General features: G+C 61.3%; 17 protein-coding genes. 13 read left to right on the top strand and 4 right to left on the bottom strand.

The window, feature by feature from the left end:
* Positions 1-2: 2 nt before the first annotated feature.
* Complete coding sequence (locus ACR0K1_RS10345; RefSeq protein ID WP_480850443.1) at positions 3-761, top strand: class I SAM-dependent methyltransferase; 759 nt, start codon at positions 3-5, stop codon at positions 759-761.
* Here ACR0K1_RS10345 and ACR0K1_RS10350 read toward each other — a convergent pair.
* Positions 721-1,416, bottom strand: a complete 696-nt coding sequence (locus tag ACR0K1_RS10350) for a ceramidase domain-containing protein (RefSeq protein WP_480612818.1) — start codon at positions 1,414-1,416, stop codon at positions 721-723. The genes ACR0K1_RS10345 and ACR0K1_RS10350 overlap by 41 nt on opposite strands.
* Positions 1,417-1,475: 59 nt before the next feature.
* Between ACR0K1_RS10350 and ACR0K1_RS10355 the strand changes: the two genes are divergently transcribed.
* Both ACR0K1_RS10355 and ACR0K1_RS10360 read left to right on the top strand, forming a co-directional pair.
* Positions 1,476-2,168: a metal-dependent hydrolase gene (locus ACR0K1_RS10355; protein WP_480850445.1), complete on the top strand. Its 693-nt coding sequence runs from the start codon at positions 1,476-1,478 to the stop codon at positions 2,166-2,168.
* Positions 2,169-2,175: 7 nt separating this feature from the next.
* On the top strand, positions 2,176-3,147 hold the full coding sequence (locus tag ACR0K1_RS10360; RefSeq protein WP_480612814.1) for an adenylate/guanylate cyclase domain-containing protein: 972 nt from the start codon (positions 2,176-2,178) through the stop codon (positions 3,145-3,147).
* 7 nt (positions 3,148-3,154) lie between these two features.
* On the opposite strand, the gene ACR0K1_RS10365 is transcribed toward ACR0K1_RS10360, so the two are convergent.
* Positions 3,155-3,610 (bottom strand): nucleoside deaminase, encoded by a 456-nt coding sequence (locus tag ACR0K1_RS10365; RefSeq protein WP_480612812.1) that lies wholly within the window; start codon positions 3,608-3,610, stop codon positions 3,155-3,157.
* Positions 3,611-3,671: 61 nt separating this feature from the next.
* Between ACR0K1_RS10365 and ACR0K1_RS10370 the strand changes: the two genes are divergently transcribed.
* From ACR0K1_RS10370 to ACR0K1_RS10415, 10 genes are all read left to right on the top strand, one after another.
* A complete protein-coding gene (locus tag ACR0K1_RS10370; RefSeq protein ID WP_480850447.1) occupies positions 3,672-4,487 on the top strand; it encodes a pseudouridine synthase in 816 nt (271 codons plus the stop codon).
* Positions 4,488-4,661: 174 nt separating this feature from the next.
* On the top strand, positions 4,662-5,576 hold the full coding sequence (locus ACR0K1_RS10375; protein WP_480612808.1) for a 5-bromo-4-chloroindolyl phosphate hydrolysis family protein: 915 nt from the start codon (positions 4,662-4,664) through the stop codon (positions 5,574-5,576).
* Between the two features lie 30 nt (positions 5,577-5,606).
* The gene (locus ACR0K1_RS10380; RefSeq protein WP_480612806.1) at positions 5,607-6,797 is read left to right on the top strand and encodes a toxic anion resistance protein; all 1,191 of its coding nucleotides are present in this window, start codon (positions 5,607-5,609) and stop codon (positions 6,795-6,797) included.
* A 120-nt stretch (positions 6,798-6,917) separates the two neighbouring features.
* Positions 6,918-7,769, top strand: a complete 852-nt coding sequence (locus tag ACR0K1_RS10385) for a DUF2927 domain-containing protein (protein WP_480612804.1) — start codon at positions 6,918-6,920, stop codon at positions 7,767-7,769.
* A 22-nt stretch (positions 7,770-7,791) separates the two neighbouring features.
* Complete coding sequence (locus ACR0K1_RS10390) at positions 7,792-8,940, top strand: SPFH domain-containing protein (protein WP_480612802.1); 1,149 nt, start codon at positions 7,792-7,794, stop codon at positions 8,938-8,940.
* A gap of 41 nt (positions 8,941-8,981) precedes the next feature.
* Positions 8,982-10,070: a TFIIB-type zinc finger domain-containing protein gene (locus tag ACR0K1_RS10395; RefSeq protein ID WP_480612800.1), complete on the top strand. Its 1,089-nt coding sequence runs from the start codon at positions 8,982-8,984 to the stop codon at positions 10,068-10,070.
* A gap of 73 nt (positions 10,071-10,143) precedes the next feature.
* Entirely contained in the window at positions 10,144-10,812 is a 669-nt protein-coding gene (locus ACR0K1_RS10400) for a nitroreductase (protein ID WP_480850451.1), read from the top strand.
* 38 nt (positions 10,813-10,850) lie between these two features.
* Positions 10,851-11,288 carry a D-aminoacyl-tRNA deacylase gene (gene dtd / locus ACR0K1_RS10405; RefSeq protein WP_480850453.1) on the top strand — a complete coding sequence of 146 codons (438 nt, stop codon included), beginning with the start codon at positions 10,851-10,853 and terminating at the stop codon, positions 11,286-11,288.
* Positions 11,288-12,391, top strand: a complete 1,104-nt coding sequence (locus tag ACR0K1_RS10410; RefSeq protein WP_480612794.1) for a glycerate kinase type-2 family protein — start codon at positions 11,288-11,290, stop codon at positions 12,389-12,391. The genes dtd and ACR0K1_RS10410 overlap by 1 nt, the downstream gene beginning before the upstream one ends.
* Before the next feature lie 123 nt (positions 12,392-12,514).
* The gene (locus ACR0K1_RS10415; protein WP_480612792.1) at positions 12,515-13,351 is read left to right on the top strand and encodes an alkaline phosphatase family protein; all 837 of its coding nucleotides are present in this window, start codon (positions 12,515-12,517) and stop codon (positions 13,349-13,351) included.
* Between the two features lie 14 nt (positions 13,352-13,365).
* Here the strand turns inward: ACR0K1_RS10415 and ACR0K1_RS10420 are convergent, their stop codons facing one another.
* Both ACR0K1_RS10420 and ACR0K1_RS10425 read right to left on the bottom strand, forming a co-directional pair.
* The gene (locus ACR0K1_RS10420) at positions 13,366-14,289 is read right to left on the bottom strand and encodes an alpha/beta hydrolase (protein ID WP_480612790.1); all 924 of its coding nucleotides are present in this window, start codon (positions 14,287-14,289) and stop codon (positions 13,366-13,368) included.
* Positions 14,290-14,301: 12 nt separating this feature from the next.
* Positions 14,302-16,191, bottom strand: coding sequence for an acyl-CoA synthetase (locus tag ACR0K1_RS10425; RefSeq protein WP_480612788.1), 1,890 nt, complete (start codon positions 16,189-16,191; stop codon positions 14,302-14,304).
* Positions 16,192-16,292 lie beyond the last annotated feature (101 nt).

Below are 16,292 nucleotides of genomic sequence, written 5' to 3' on the forward strand. Positions count from 1 at the left end.
GGATGAGCGACGAAATCCAACTGCTGGTGGACCTGCATCAGGGTGGCGACCGGCAAGGACCGGGCGGAGATCAACAGACGCGCATCGCAATCGGCCTGTCCGGCCTCGGTGCGGGCCGCGACCTGCAGATCGCCGATATTGGCTGCGGGACCGGCGCCGCCGCTTTGGTTCTGGCGCAGGACCTTGACGCTACGATCACCGCAGTGGACTTGCTGAAGCCGTTTCTGGACAAGCTGACCACCCGCGCCGAAGATGCCGGTCTGTCAGATCGCATCCACACGGTCGCGGCATCGATGGATGCGCTGCCTTTTTCCGATGGCTCTCTGGACGCCATCTGGTCGGAAGGGGCGATCTACTATATCGGGTTTGAGACCGGCATCCAAAGCTGGCGGCGGTTTCTGAAACCCGGCGGCATTCTGGCGGTGTCAGAGCTGACATGGCTGACCGCCAAGCGCCCAAAGGATCTGACCCGACATTGGGAACAGCAATATGCCGGGGTGGCGACCGCTTCGACCAAAATCGCGCAACTGGAGGCCTGCGGATTCGCTCCGTTAGGCTTTTTTGCCCTGCCGAAACCCTGTTGGCTGCAGAACTACTACGACCCAATGCAAAACAGGTTCGAGGGGTTTCTGCAAAGGAACAACTATTCGGATCAGGCCAAGGCCATCGTCGCAGCGGAAGAGGCCGAGATTGCCTTGTACAAGTCCTACGCGAACTATTTCAGTTATGGCTTCTATGTTGCGCGTAAGCTGCCGGATTAGCGCCAAAGCGGGATTTCACCATCGCGACCCGGTAAACTTCGATCATCCAGCCCAGCATCACTGCATTCAGGATATGCCACAAGAAATGCGTCCCCAGCGGAATCTGTTCGCAGGTCGGAAGGTCCAGCGCGCGAAACGTGATAGAAGCGATCAGAATCCCCGCCCCGATCGTCATCCCCCGCGCAAATTCCGGCTGTGAGTTGCGCAGAAACGCCGCATAGATCAGGATCAGCAAAGGTACAGGCGCATAGGCTGCCGAGCCGCCTAGCCCCGGAACCAGACGGAACAAAGGCAACGTCGCGGCGGCGTAGGGAAAGAACAGCGCTGTCACAAGCAACGCCCGCCCGGTGGACATCCGCAGAATGTCCCGGTTCACGGCGAAGATGTAGATCAGAATGTACAACAGAATGGGCGTGGTATCGGCCAGCGCCGCCCAAACCTGCGCGTGGGTGTGGAACAGGTAGCTGCCGATCCCGATACAGGCCAGAACAATCACCAGCGCCATTGCCAAAGGCATGCCCTGCCCCCGCACGCGCCGCCACATGATAAAGGCCGAGATCAAAAACGCCGCATTTGTCACCGCGTTTACCGGCTCGGCCCAATAGGCGGGCGACAAACGTTCGCAATAGCCGTCGATTTGCTGCATCCAGTCCATGGAAATTTACATAGCGGATGCTAGGCTGGTGCCAACAGTCTGTTCGGGAGGAATTTTTGATGAACATCATTTGGTTGGGCCATGGCAGCTTTCGCATCGAAACCGAAGGTCAGGTGCTGCTGATCGATCCGTGGCTGACGGGCAACCCGGTTCTGTCAGACACGCAGCATGACGCCGCATTGCAGGGCGCGACCCATATCCTGCTGACCCACACGCATTTCGACCACGTGGCCGATGTGCTGTCGCTGGCCAAAACCCTGAACGTTCCGATTGTAGGCCAGTACGACCTGATGGGGTTCTGGAGCGAAACCGAAAACGTCGAGACTGTCGGTTTCAACAAGGGCGGCACGGTCGATCTGAACGGCATCAAGGTGACGATGGTGCCTGCATCGCACAGTTCGACCTTCTCGACCCCCGACGGTTTGCGCACCGGCGGCAGCGAGGTCGGGTTCATGATCGCCGCCGAAGGGCACATGCTGTACGTCTCGGGCGACACCGACATCATGGCGGATATGGAGTGGATGGGGGACTATTACAAACCCGATATCGGCATCCTGTCTGCGGGCGGCCATTTCACGATGGACATGAAAGCGACGGCCTATGCGGCGCAGCGGTATTTCAACTTCAGGACCGTCATTCCGTGCCACTACAAGACCTTCCCCATTCTGGAACAATCGGCGCAAGAATTAATTGACGGGTTGCCGGGCGTCGATGTGATCGAGCCGGAAATCATGCAGCCGATCACATTGTAGCGCGGGGATGTCCGGCAAAATCACCCCGTCCCCGGAACTGGTTGCTGTTGTTCGGCGGTGGAATCAGGCGGTTCGTGACAGGGACCGTGCTGTTTTGGTGAACATGCTCTCAACATCCGAGCACCTGCGGTATCAAGGGTCTGACGACAACGAATCCTGGTCCGGGCAAGTGATCCGTCAAGGCTTTGCCGATCACACCAAAGAGATACCCGAGTTCGACTGGCAAGAGCATGCCACGGAAGCCTTTGAATGCGGTGACGTGGGCTGGGCCCATTGCGAGGCCACGCTGACATTTCTGTCCAACGGCAACTCGTCGCGGCACCGGTTTACCTTTGTTCTGCATCTCGAAAACGGCATCTGGAAACTGGTTCAACTACATGTTTCGAACCCGACCTCAAACTTTGAAAAGATGGGGGTAGACCACGATGCCCTGAACGCTCTGATCGAGGCCGCGCGTGACGGGTTCACGCAGGATCAAAGCGAAGGCACCGCCTCGGTCATGTTCACCGATATTGCGGATTCGTCAGCGATGACGCGGCAACTGGGGGATCAGAAATGGACCGAGGTCATCTCGGACCATTTCGACAGGGCCGAGAGAGTGATCGACCGGCATCACGGGCGACTGGTCAAATCGCTCGGCGATGGCACCATGTCGATTTTCCGGTCGGTTCAGGATGCGGTTCATGCAGCCGTGGATTTTCAACGGGAAAACCGGGCCTCGGGGCCGGACGCGCCTTTGGGGCTTCGCATCGGAATTCACACCGGCGATGTTATTCAACGGGACGAGGATTTCTTTGGCTCGGTCGTCAACAAAGCTGCAAGGGTGACAGGTGCAAGCGGGCCGAACGAAATCCACGTAACAGATGTCACTCGGTTGCTGCTGGGAACCGTACCCGACCTGAATTTCAGCCCGCCGAAATCAGTGCAGTTGAAGGGCTTCGGAGGCCAGCAGACGATTTACCGTCTGGACTGGACTTAGCCGCAGATCACTTCGCCGCTCGCTTTTCGGCGAAAAACTCAAGCAGCAATGCCTGACAGTCTTCGGCGGCAATTCCGTCATAAACCTCGGGCTTGTGATGGGTCTGCGGGTGCGTGAACACCCGCGCCCCATGGGCCACGCCGCCCGATTTCGGGTCGGCAGCGCCATAATACACCCGCCGGATGCGTGCGGCGGCAAGGGCGGCGGCGCACATCGCGCAAGGTTCAAGCGTGACGTACAGGTCATGATCCGGCAGCCGCTCCGACCCGGCCTCGGCGCAGGCGGCGCGCAACGCGAGTATCTCGGCATGCGCCGTGGGGTCGTTCAACTCGCGCGTCCGGTTGCCCGCCGCAGCGACCACCCGGTCGCCCAGCACGATCACGGCCCCTACCGGGACTTCACCACGATCCGCTGCCGCGCGCGCCTGTTCCAGCGCCTTGTCCATATGCGATCTGAACACCATGCCCCTGACTGCATCAGAAACCTGTCTTTCGCAAGGCGACGGGATGCGCTATGGGCTGCGGATGAGCAAAACCCCTCCTCCCGGCGACCGGATCGCCAAAGTGCTGGCGCGCGCCGGTGTCGCCTCACGCCGTGAAGCTGAACGTATGATCGAAGCGGGCCGCGTGGCGGTGAACGGCAAGATCATCGACAGCCCGGCCCTGAATGTCACCGCCAAGGACAAGATCGCGGTTGATGGCAAACCGGTGTCCGAGCCGGAACCGTCGCGCCTGTGGCTGTATCACAAGCCGTCGGGGCTGGTAACGACAACGCGCGACGAAAAAGGCCGTGCGACGATCTTCGACAATCTGCCCGAGGATATGCCCCGCGTCATGAGCGTCGGGCGGCTGGACCTGAATTCCGAAGGTCTGCTGCTGTTGACCAATGATGGCGGCATCAAGCGCAAGCTGGAATTGCCCTCGACCGGCTGGCTGCGCAAATACCGCGTGCGGGTCAACGGACGCCCCAAGGACGAAGATTTTGCCCCCCTGCGCAAAGGGCTGGTGATCGAAGGAGAGCGGTTTCTGCCGATGGAGGTCTCGCTGGACCGCCAACAGGGGGCCAATGCCTGGCTGACAATCGGCCTGCGCGAAGGCAAGAACCGTGAAATTCGCCGCGCCATGGAGGATATCGGTTTCAACGTGAACCGCCTGCTGCGCGTGTCCTACGGCCCGTTCCAGCTTGGCAACCTGAAACCCGGCGAGGTGGAAGAGATTCGCCGCCGCGTCATGCGCGATCAGCTTGGGCTGGATGCCGAGGTCAAACCCGACAACCCGTCCAAACGTCCCGCCCGACCGCAACGAAAACGGGCATCATCCGGCAAGAAACCTCGCAAGTGACGCGGCTTACGCAACCTTCCCCCTAGCGCCAAGCCCTCGCATCCCCTAAATTTTCCGTGAGTGCTGCTATTGGGGGGCGTCATGTCCGGGACCGGAGTGCAAAAACTGGCCTACGTGGCCCTGCTGGTGCTGTTGCTGGGCGTCTGTACTGGCATCTTGGGGGGCTTGTAAGGCATGGCCAAGCGGTATGGCGGAAAATACAGCCCCCAAGGGGATGCTGCGCCGGACGATCCGCCACAATGCGGGCAGTTTGATGGCGCGCGGGTGGAACCTGCTGGCGCGCGGGCCAATATCCTGTTCCTGCCTGCGATCCCTCTGGTGTTCCTGTCGCTGAATGACGGTGCGATAGGAATGACCATCGGACTGATCGCGGCGGGCCTGCTGACGGCTGCGGCGTTTTTGCTGCGCGAAGGGTTGCGGGCCGAGGCAGAGTATAACGCGCGCCGCACCGCGCGACGCCCCGCTTTTCCAAGAAAGATCTTCGCAAGCGTGCTGACCGGTCTGGGTGCGGCGCTGGCCTCGTACCGGACCGAATACCTGAATGCCGAAACCGTGGCGCAGGTCAGCCTGCTGGCCCCGGTCCTGTTTGGTGCGGCGGCAACGGTTCTGCATTCGGTGTCCTTTGGCCTCGACCCGATGAAGGATAAGGGCATGGAGGGCATCGACACCTTTCAGCAAGACCGCGTTGCGCGCGTGGTCGAAGATGCGGAAAAGCACCTGTCCGAGATGACAGATGCCATCAAACGCGCAGGCGACCGCCGGGTCGAGGCGCGCGTGGAACGGTTTCAGGACACCGCCCGCGATCTGTTCCGCACGGTCGAAGAAGACCCCCGCGATCTGGCCGGGGCACGAAAATACCTGACCGTCTATCTGCAGGGTGCACGGGACGCGACGGTCAAGTTCGCCGATGTCTATGCCCGCACGCGGGATACGCAGGCGCTGGCGGATTACACGGCGCTGCTGGACGATCTGGAACAGAATTTCGCCGCGCGCACACGCAAGATGCTTTTGGATGACCGCAGCGATCTGACGGTTGAAATTGACGTGTTGCGCGAAAGGCTGCAACGCGAAGGCGTCCGGTTGGACTGACCGGCCAAAATTTGAGCGAGGATTATCCCCATGTCCGATGAGATCAAGAACAAAGCCGTTGAGGCCGAAACACTTGTGCAGGAAGTCACGGCTGTTGCCCTGCCCGAACCGCAGGCCGAGGTTATCTCGCTGGAAGAGGCCGACGAGCCCGTCAGCGCCGAAATCCGCAAGCGGATGGACGAGATCGACATGGGCAACACCAACTCGATCGTTGCGTTCGGGTCATCGGCACAGGCCGAGTTGCAGGAAATCAGCCAGGCCATGCTGGCGGATGTGCGCAACAAGGATGTGGGCCCGGCCGGGGACAGCCTGCGCAACATCGTGACCACGATCCGGGGCTTTTCAGTCAGCGAACTGGACGTGCGGCGCAAGCAAAGCTGGTGGGAAAGGTTGATGGGCAAAGCCGCACCCTTTGCCAAGTTCACCGCCCAGTACGAACAGGTGCAGGGCCAGATCGACCGGATTACCGACGACCTTCTGGGCCATGAACATACCCTGCTGAAAGATATCAAATCGCTGGATTTGCTCTACGAAAAGACGCTTGGCTTCTACGATGAACTGGCGCTGTATATCGCGGCGGGCGAAGAAAAGCTGACCGAACTGGACAGCCACGACATTCCGGAAAAAGAGGCCGAGGTTCAGGCCGCACCGGAAGAAGAACAGGTGATGAAGGCGCAGGAATTGCGCGACATGCGGGCTGCGCGCGACGATCTGGAACGCCGTGTGCACGACTTGAAGCTGACGCGTCAGGTGACGATGCAATCGCTGCCCTCGATCCGGTTGGTGCAGGAAAACGACAAGTCGCTGGTGACAAAGATCAACTCGACGCTGGTGAACACCGTGCCGCTGTGGGAGACGCAACTGGCGCAGGCGGTCACCATCCAGCGCAGCGCCGAAGCCGCCGCTGCCGTGCGTGAGGCCAACGATCTGACCAACGAGCTTTTGACCTCGAACGCGGCCAATCTGCGCGAGTCGAACAAGATGATCCGCGAAGAGATGGAGCGCGGCGTGTTCGACATCGAAGCCGTCAAACAGGCCAATGCCGATCTGATCGGCACCATCAACGAAAGCCTCGCCATCGCCGATGAAGGCAAGGCCAAACGCGCGGCCGCCGAGGTCGAACTGCAGAAGATGGAAACCGAACTGCGCGACACGCTGGCCGCGGCCAAGGCCCGCAAGGATGGTATCGGTGACAATTCCGGTACGGCTGTGCCGGGCTAAGGCGGGCAAAGCGTGCGGCCGTTTGGGTACCTTAGACTGACTTTTGGGTGTCTCGCGTTTTTGGCGCTGGCCAATTGCGACGAAACCCTCACGGCGTCGCTGGTACCGGAACCGCGCCCCGTGGCCCCGCCCCCAGCGGCCGCCAATGCCTATGTTCCGCCCTCTGCCGCCAGTCAGGATCTGGCGCGCTTCTATCAGCGCGTCGAACGCGATCTGCTGACCCGCGGCCTGCTGCGCACCGATGGTGGAGGGCCGGACACGCCTTACGATGCCGACGATCTGGCGCGCAATTTCGAGGTCATCGCCTTTTACAGCGAATACCCCGACCACGCCGTTTCGGTCGGGTCGCGCCAGACCGACGGGCAGCTCAGCCGCTGGTCGGGACCGGTGCGCATCCAGACCGAATTCGGGCCCTCGGTCCTGCCTGCCACACGGGATCAGGACGCGGCGCAGGTGCAATCTTATGCCGACCGTCTGGCCCGGCTGACCGGCCATCCCGTTTCAGTCGTCAGCCGCAAGGCCAATTTCCACGTCTTTTTTGCGGGCAAGGACGACAGTGCTTATGTGGTGTCGCGGCTGAAACAGTTGATCCCGAATATCAGCCAGGCCTCGCTGGAACTGGTGGCCAACCCGCGCGCCAATTTCGACTGTTTTGTATTTGCCTCGGCCACCAGTGCCTCGCCCTATCGCTACGTGCGCGCGGTGACGCTGATCCGCTCGGAACTGCCCGATCTGGTGCGCCGCAGCTGTATTCACGAGGAAATCGCCCAAGGTCTGGGCCTGCCAAATGACAGCCCGGCGGCAAGGCCTTCGATCTTCAACGACGATGACGAGTTTGCCCTGCTGACAAGTCATGACGAGAAACTTCTGACAATGCTCTATGATCAGCGGCTTGAGCCCGGCGTGACCGTCGATCAGGCCCGGCCCGTTGTGCGGATCATTGCCCGTGAATTGATGGGGCAGCAGCTCTGACCCCAAGACAAGGAGAGTCCTTATGGGAATTTTCGATTTTCTGACCGGAGAATTCATTGATGTCATTCATTGGGTCGACGACACCCGCGACACGATGGTCTGGCGGTTCGAGCGTGAAGGGCATGAGATCAAGTATGGCGCCAAGCTGACCGTGCGCGAAGGGCAAGCCGCCGTGTTTGTGCACGAAGGGCAGTTGGCGGATGTGTTCACGCCGGGTCTTTATATGCTCGAGACCAACAACATGCCGATCCTGACGACCCTGCAGCATTGGGATCACGGTTTTCAGTCACCCTTCAAGTCAGAGATCTACTTCGTCAACACGACCCGGTTCAACGACCTGAAATGGGGCACCAAGAACCCCATCATGCTGCGTGACCCGGAATTCGGCCCGACCCGCATCCGTGCCTATGGGACCTACACCGTGCGGGTGAAAGACCCGGCCAAGTTCCTGATCGAGATCGTCGGCACCGATGGCGAATTCACCATGGATGAGATCAGCTTTCAGATCCGCAACATCATCGTGCAGGAGTTCAGCCGCGTGATTGCGGGCTCTGGCATCCCGGTGCTGGACATGGCAGCTAATACCGCCGATCTGGGCAAACTGATTGCTGCCGAGGTGTCCCCGGTCGTTGACAGCTATGGGCTGGAGATGCCTGAGTTTTACATCGAAAACATCTCACTCCCCCCCGCCGTCGAGGCGGCGCTGGACAAGCGGACCTCGATGGGGTTGGCGGGCGATCTGGGCAAGTTCACCCAGTATTCCGCAGCCGAGGCGATGACCGCAGCTGCCAACAACCCCGGTCAGGGCGGCGGCATGGGCGCGGGTCTTGGCATGGGAATGGGCATGGCGATGGCACAACAGATGTCGAACATGGCAGCAGGTCAGCCGAGCGGCCCCTGGGGATCGCCCGCCCCCGCTGCCCCGCAACCCGCAGCGCATGCGGCACCGCCGCCCCCTCCGCCGGTTGAGCATGTCTGGCATATCGCGGTGGATGGTCAGACCAGCGGCCCGTTTTCCAAGGCCCGCATGGGACGGATGGCCACCGAGGGGCAGTTGACGCGCGACACCTTTGTCTGGACCGCCGGGCAGGACGGTTGGAAAAAGGCAGGCGACGTGCAGGAACTGGCGCAGTTGTTCACGATCCTGCCGCCGCCTCCGCCGGGGGCGTGATGCAGAAGCCTGTGAAGAATGGGTAATCGTAAGTTGGGCATATGACCGAAGAACACCGCTTCCCCTGCGAGCAATGTGGCGCTGACTACCGGTTCAACCCTGTGAACGGCACGCTGACCTGCGACCATTGCGGGCATTCCGAACCGATTGACGCGGGCCCCTGGGGCGGTGCCAGCCTGCGCGAGTTGGATTTCGACGCCGCCATTGCCGACCGCCTGCCTGATAGCGAGATCGAGGAAACCCGCGTTCTGAGTTGCCCGAACTGTGCCGCTCAGGTCGAGTTCGATCCCAACACCCATGCCGCCGAATGCCCGTTCTGCGCCACGCCCGTTGTGACGGATACCGGCGTGAACCGGCATATCAAACCCAAAGGCGTGCTGCCTTTTGCTCTGGACGAACGCGAGGCCCACAACGCCATGAGCGACTGGCTGGGCGGGCTGTGGTTTGCCCCCAACAGATTGAAGGATTACGCCCGAAAGGGGCGCAGGATGCAGGGGATCTATGTCCCCTACTGGACCTTCGACGCCGACACGAAATCGCGCTATCACGGCGAGCGCGGCGTCGTTTACCATGAAACCCGCACGATCATGCGCGATGGCAAACAGGTGCAGCAGATGGTGCCCAAAGTCCGCTGGACGCCCAAGTCGGGCCGGGTCGCACGGATGTTTGACGATGTGCTGGTACTGGCCTCGCGCGCATTGCCCAAATCCTATACCGATGCTTTGGAGCCCTGGGACCTGCCCGCGCTCGAGCCGTATCAGCCGGAATACCTGGCCGGGTTCCGGGCCGAGGCCTATACGGTCGAACTGAAGGACGGCTACACCGAGGCACGGCATCACATGGCCCGCGTGATCGAGCGCGATGTGCGGTTCGACATCGGTGGGGACCGGCAGCGTATCCATATGCTCGAAACCGATATCCGGAATGTCACGTTCAAACATATCCTGCTGCCGGTCTGGATGGCCGCGTACAAATATCGCGGAAAAACGTTCCGGTTCGTGGTAAACGGCCGCACCGGCCGCGTGCAGGGAGAGCGGCCGTGGTCGGCGATCAAGATCACCATCGCGGTGGTTCTGGGCCTTCTGGTTGCCGCCGGTGCCGGGTATCTGATGGCGACCGGACAGCAATAGGGCCAATCGGCCCCTTGCACATCCCCGGGCCAGCCGCCATCCTCCGCCGCGAAGGATTGGGGGCGAAACCGTCGTGACGATTTCCGTTTTGAATGGGCTGCTTGAAGACCGGCATTCCTGCCGCGCGTTCAGGTCCGACCCCGTGCCACGGGCGCAGATCGAACAAATCCTGACCAGCGCCGCGCGCGTTCCAAGCTGGTGCAATGCGCAGCCCTGGCATGTAGTGGTCACCAGCGGCGAGGAAACCGACAGGTTCCGTCAGGCGATGCGGGATGAGGCGCAAACGGGCGCTCCGGCACCGGACCTGCCTTTTCCGACCTCTTATTCCGGCGTCTATCAGGACCGCCGCCGCGCCTGCGGGTGGGCATTGTACGAAGCCGTGGGTGTTGAACGGGGCGACCGCGAAGGCTCGGCCCGGCAGATGATGCAGAACTTTTCGCTGTTCGGTGCGCCGCATTGCGCAATTGTCTCAAGCCCGGCGGAACTGGGCGCTTACGGCGCGATGGATTGCGGCGGGTTTGTCACCGCCTTCACGCTGGCGGCGCAGGCCCTTGGCGTTGCGACCATTCCGCAGGCGGCTATTGCCAGCTACAGCCCGTTCTTGCGGCGCTATTTCCGTATCCCCGAAGACCGGCTGGTGTTGTGCGCCATCTCCTTCGGCTATTCGGATAAGGAACACCCCGCCAACAGTTTTCGCACGGATCGGGCCACCCTTGCCGAGATCGTGGACTGGCGCGAATAAGCCGCCGCCGAACCAACACGCACTTTCGGAGGATCACGTTGCGCGCACTCTTACAACGCATTTCACGGGCCAAAGTCTCGGTCGATGGGGCGGTGATCGGGCAATCGGGTCCGGGCCTGATGATCCTCGTCTGCGCCATGCGCGGCGACGGGGAAGAACAGGCTGCGAAACTTGCCGCCAAGATTGCCAAACTGCGCATCTTCAAGGATGAGGCGGGCAAGATGAACCGGTCGATTCTGGATATCGGCGGCTCGGCCCTTGTGGTCAGCCAGTTCACTCTGGCGGCGGACACATCCCGCGGCAACCGGCCCGGGTTTTCCGAGGCTGCACCGCCCGATCAGGGCCAGCATCTGTATGAAGTTTTTGCCCAACTTCTGGGCGCGCATGGTATTGCGGTCGAAACGGGGCAATTCGGGGCCGATATGGCCGTCGAATTGGTCAATGACGGGCCGGTAACGATCTGGATGGAAATGTGATGAAACTTGCGGACCAAGCACTCAAATTCTGGCGGGCCGGGGTGGCTGCCGTTGACGGATACACGGCGACCAAGGCGGCCTTGCCGGGCGTGCCCGAACCGGACCGGATTCTGGCGGTTGGCAAACCTGCCGCCGCAATGGCGCGCGCCGCGCTGGACCATTTTGGCGATGTCCCTGCGCTGGTTGTGACCAAGGACGATCACGGGCGCGATCTGCCCGAGGGTATCGAGGTCATCGAAGCCTCGCACCCCGTCCCGGACGACCGCAGCCTTGCCGGTGGGCGCGCCCTGCGCCGCGCCGTCGAGGACATGGCCCCCGGCACGCATCTGCTGCTGCTGGTCTCGGGCGGCGCGTCGTCTCTGGCCGAGGACCTGATCGACGGCAAATCTCTGGCTGATCTGGAGGCTTTGAACCAACAGCTGCTATCGCAGGGTCTGGATATCGAAGCCATGAACGCCGAACGCCGCAAGCTGTCGCGGATCAAGGGCGGCGGGCTGCTGTCGCATTTCAAAGGTGCGCGGGCGACCGTTCTGGCCATTTCAGACGTGCCCGGCGATGACCTTGGCGTGATCGGATCGGGGATTGGCGCTTTGCCCGGAACGTACGGTTTTCAGGCCTCCACGCAAATCATCGCGTCGAACGCCCATGCCCGTGCGGCTGCCGCTGAAGCGGCGCAAGAGGACGGGTTGGCCGTGCTGGCCGATGAAGAGGCGATGCATGACGACTATCTTGCGGTCTCCGCGCGCCTTGGCCCTAAGGTGCGTGAAATGCAGGCAGGTGTGATGGTGTTTGGCGGTGAACCCACCGTAGTTCTGCCGGAAAATCCCGGCAATGGCGGGCGCAATCAGGCGCTGGCCCTTGCGCTGGCCCGCGAAATCTCTGGGACCGAGGGGCTTACGGTCATCGTCGGCGGCACTGATGGCACCGATGGCCCGACCAACGCAGCCGGCGGGATCATCAACGGATCGACCTGGGGCGACGGTGCGGAAAGGGCGTTGGAGGCGGCAGACAGCGGCAGTTTTCTGGACACGGCCAACGCGCTTTTGGTCACCGGTCCGACCGGTACAAACGTCATGGATCTGGTTGTGGCGATACGTCAATAAACTGTCTGTTTTCCAAGCATCGGATCGCGTCGGAAACGGACAAATGCAGACGCGAACTGGCGACCGCGCGGGATTGACCCCGCCTATGGTCGGCCCAAAGACCTCTGACCAAAGGGCCGTGACATGGACCGCAAGCTGCTTCTGATTATCCTCGACGGCGTCCCGTGGCGCAATTTCCGCCGCCTGTTCGGCAACCTTGAAGGGTGGGTCGATACGGGCGAGGCGCGGGTGTGGAAACTGCGCTCGGTCCTGCCGTCGACCTCGGCCAGTTGCTATGCCTCGATCCACACAGGCGTCGCGCCGCAGGAACATGGATGCACCGGCAATGGCAACGTCTTTCGGCTAAGCCACAAGGATGTGTTCAGTCAGGTGCGCGCGGGCGGAGGCGTGACCGGGGCCGTTACCCACAGCTACTGGTCTCAATTCTTCAACCGCCACCCTTTCGACTATGTGCGCGACATTGAATATGACGAGCCGGACAGCAAGACCATCAACCATGGCCGGTTTCACACCATGACCGGCTATAGCAAGGCCAACCAGATGACGCCTTGCGATCTGGACCTGTTCGCCCAACTCACCAACCTGTGCCTGCGCTTCGGGCTGGATTACGGCATCGTGCATGCCTGCACGCTGGACAGCATGGGCCATCGCTTCTTCCACGAATGCGAAGAAATGGATCACGCTTGCTTTGTCGCCGATGAGATGCTGGCCCCGTTCATCCCCCGCTGGCGACAGTTGGGGTACGAGGTCATCGTCACCGCCGATCACGGTCAGGATGAACGCGGCCATCACGGCGGGCGCAGCCCGTTGCAGCAGGAAACCGCCCTGTACTACTTCGGTGACGCGACCGGGCCTGACGCGGACGCGGTGATCGACCAGTTGCAACTGGCGCCCACGATCCTGACGCGGATGGGCGCGCCTATTGCCGATACGATGAAGGCCGAACCTTTCCTGAAATAACCCGCCCGGGGCGTCTAGTCGTAGGACCAGATGCCCTGCCCTAGCGCCTCAATGGCGACCGAGATTCTTTCGAAGCTGGCAGCAGCACGTGCAACCGTCATTCGCGCGCGCAGGTAGCCATGCACGAGCCCCGGCTCGTTGATCCAATGCGCCTGCCCGCCCGCGGCGACGATCTTCGCGCAATAGTTCGCGCCGTCATCCCGCAGCGGGTCGCAATCGGCGGTTACGGCGACCGTCGGCGGCAGGCCTGTGAAATCGGTATCCTGCAGCGGCGCGAAGGTCGGATCGTTCACCGGCACCTCTCCCCCGCATCGGATTTTTTCGTAATACAGAACATCCTCGCGGCTCAGCGATGGCGCATGGGCGTGATCCAGATACGAGCCCTTGTCGGTATCGCCCCCTAGGAGCGGGTAGATCAGGACCTGACCCAGAACATGGTTCAGGTCGCCTCGGGTCGCATGAGCGACTGCGGCGGCAAGGTTTCCCCCGGCGCTGTCACCGGCCAGAACCAGAGGGTCCCTGAACTCGCTGGCCACCCAGTTTACCGCCACCAGACTGTCATCGAACTGCGCGGGATGGATGTGTTCCGGACACAGGCGATAGTCCACCGAGACAACGCGATACCCGGTCTGGGCGCAGATTTCGGCGCAGATGTCGTCATGACTGTCCAACCCGCCCAAAACAAAACCGCCGCCATGGAAATAGACGACGGTTCTTGTGGGGTCTCCGGCGGTATAGACCCGGACCGGCACGCCATCGGCGGACCGGTCCTGTGTTTCCACGCCTTTGGGGCGGGGCTGGCGAAAGTCCTGACACAGCTTTTCGTAGACCCGGCGCTGTTCCGCCATGGGCAGATCGACCACGTCGTCGGGATAGCTTTCAGCCGTTCTCCTTATGAACGCCCAGGTGTCTTCATCGATCAGACGTTCATAATCCATAGCCCCTCCCGGTCAGGCAGCCCACTCCCACGGCCGGGTAAATGTGCCCAGCACTTTGCTGACATCGTCCTCGGAGGAACCGTTCGCGTCAAGCTGCGCGACAAGGCCACGTTTCTTGTCGTCGATGACCGAGACAACGCGCGCATCCACCCCCGCCGTTTCCAGTGCGCCATTGTAGACGCGCGTGATCGCCTGTTTGCGCAGGTCTGGCTTGAACACCTTGCCGACAGCGGTTTTGGGCAATTCGTCCAGAATGGTCATATGCTTGGGCTGCGCCGCGCGTTCATGGACGTGGACATGGCAGTAGTCCATCAGTTCCTTTTCGGTCACCGATGCGCCGTCGACCAGTTCGACAAAGGCACAGGGCACCTCGCCCGAATAGGCGTCGGGCTGACCGATCGCGCCGGCAAAAGCAACCGCGTCGTGACCCAGCAGCGCCTCTTCGATCTCGGCGGGGTCGATGTTGTGACCGCCCCGGATGATCAGGTCCTTGGCGCGGCCCGTGATCCACAGATAGCCGTCTTCGTCAAACCGGCCCAGATCGCCGGTGCGCAGGTATTTGTCGTAGTGGTAGAGGTTGGTGTTCTTATCCGTCTCGGTATAGGTTTGGCCTGCATAGACACCGGGGTTCGAGATACAGATCTCGCCGATCTCATTCGCCGCCGCTTCCACCGGCCCATCCGGCCCGTCCTGAAGGATTTTGACATCCGTATAGGGGAACGGAATCCCGATCGAGCCGATCTTTTTCTCGCCATCCACCGGGTTGCAGGATACCAGACAGGTGGCCTCGGTCAGGCCGTAACCTTCGACGATGGTCACGCCGGTGGCTTCCTCGAACCGCCGGAACAGCTCGACCGGCAGCGGGGCGGACCCCGAAAACGCGGTTTTCACCGAGGAGATATCCGCATCGACCGGGCGTTGCATCTTGGCGGCAATCGCAGTGGGCACGGTGATGATAAAGCTGACCTTCCAGCGTTCGATCAGCTTCCAGAAATTGTCGAACACCCCATCACCGCGATACCCGGCAGGTGTCGGGAAGATCACATGCGCGCCCGAGGATACGGCGGCCATCACGATCACATGCACGGCAAAGACGTGGAACATGGGCAGCGGGCACATGATCACGTCGTTCTCGTCAAACAGCAGTGTGTTGCCCAGCCAGCCATTGTAGATCAGGCCCGAGTATTTGTGCTGCGCCACCTTGGGCATGCCGGTCGTGCCGCCTGTGTGGAAGTAACAGGCGACGCGATCTTCGGTGCTGTCCTCAAAACTGAGCGTGGTCGGCTGTTTGGCAAGCTCCTGACTGAAATCCTTGTAATCCGCGTGGGCCAGTTTTTCCTTGTCACCCATTTTTGGGCGCAGGAACGGCACCAGCCAGGATTTCGGAGGGGTCAGATACCGGTTCAGGTCGATCTCGAGAATGGTGTTGACCTTGGGCGCGTGGCGCACCGCCTCTTCCACCTTTTGCGCAACATCCGTTTTTGGGAAGGATTTCAGCGTCACCACCACCTTGGCGCCGGTTTCCCGCAGGATGGCGGCAATCTGTTCGGGTTCAAGCAGCGGGTTGATCGGGTTCACGATCCCCGCCACAGCCCCGCCCATCATCGTCACCAGCGTCTCGTTACAATTGGGCAGCACATAGGCCACCACGTCCTTTTCCCCAACACCCAGTGAGCGGAACAGGTTCGCCGCCTGATTGACCTTGCCCAGCAGATCGGACCATGTCAGCGTCTCGGCCTTGTCATTTGGCCCTGACAGCAGCTGAAAACTGATCGCCTCGTGGTTCGGAAATTTCCCAGCCGTCCGGGACAGCAATTGATGGAACGTGACCGGCAGGTCGCGATCCTCCCAGGGCATTTCCTGCTCGATCCGTGTTTTGTCTTCAAGACCCACAAAGGCCATGTGGCTCCTCCCCGTTATTATTCTCCCACGCGCAAGGCGTGGTCCTGTTGTCCAATGGGATGGGACCACATCTGAAGTTGCGCAAGCAAGGGTTTAGCGAG

The sequence above is a fragment of the Ruegeria sp. F5 genome, from assembly GCF_056533845.1.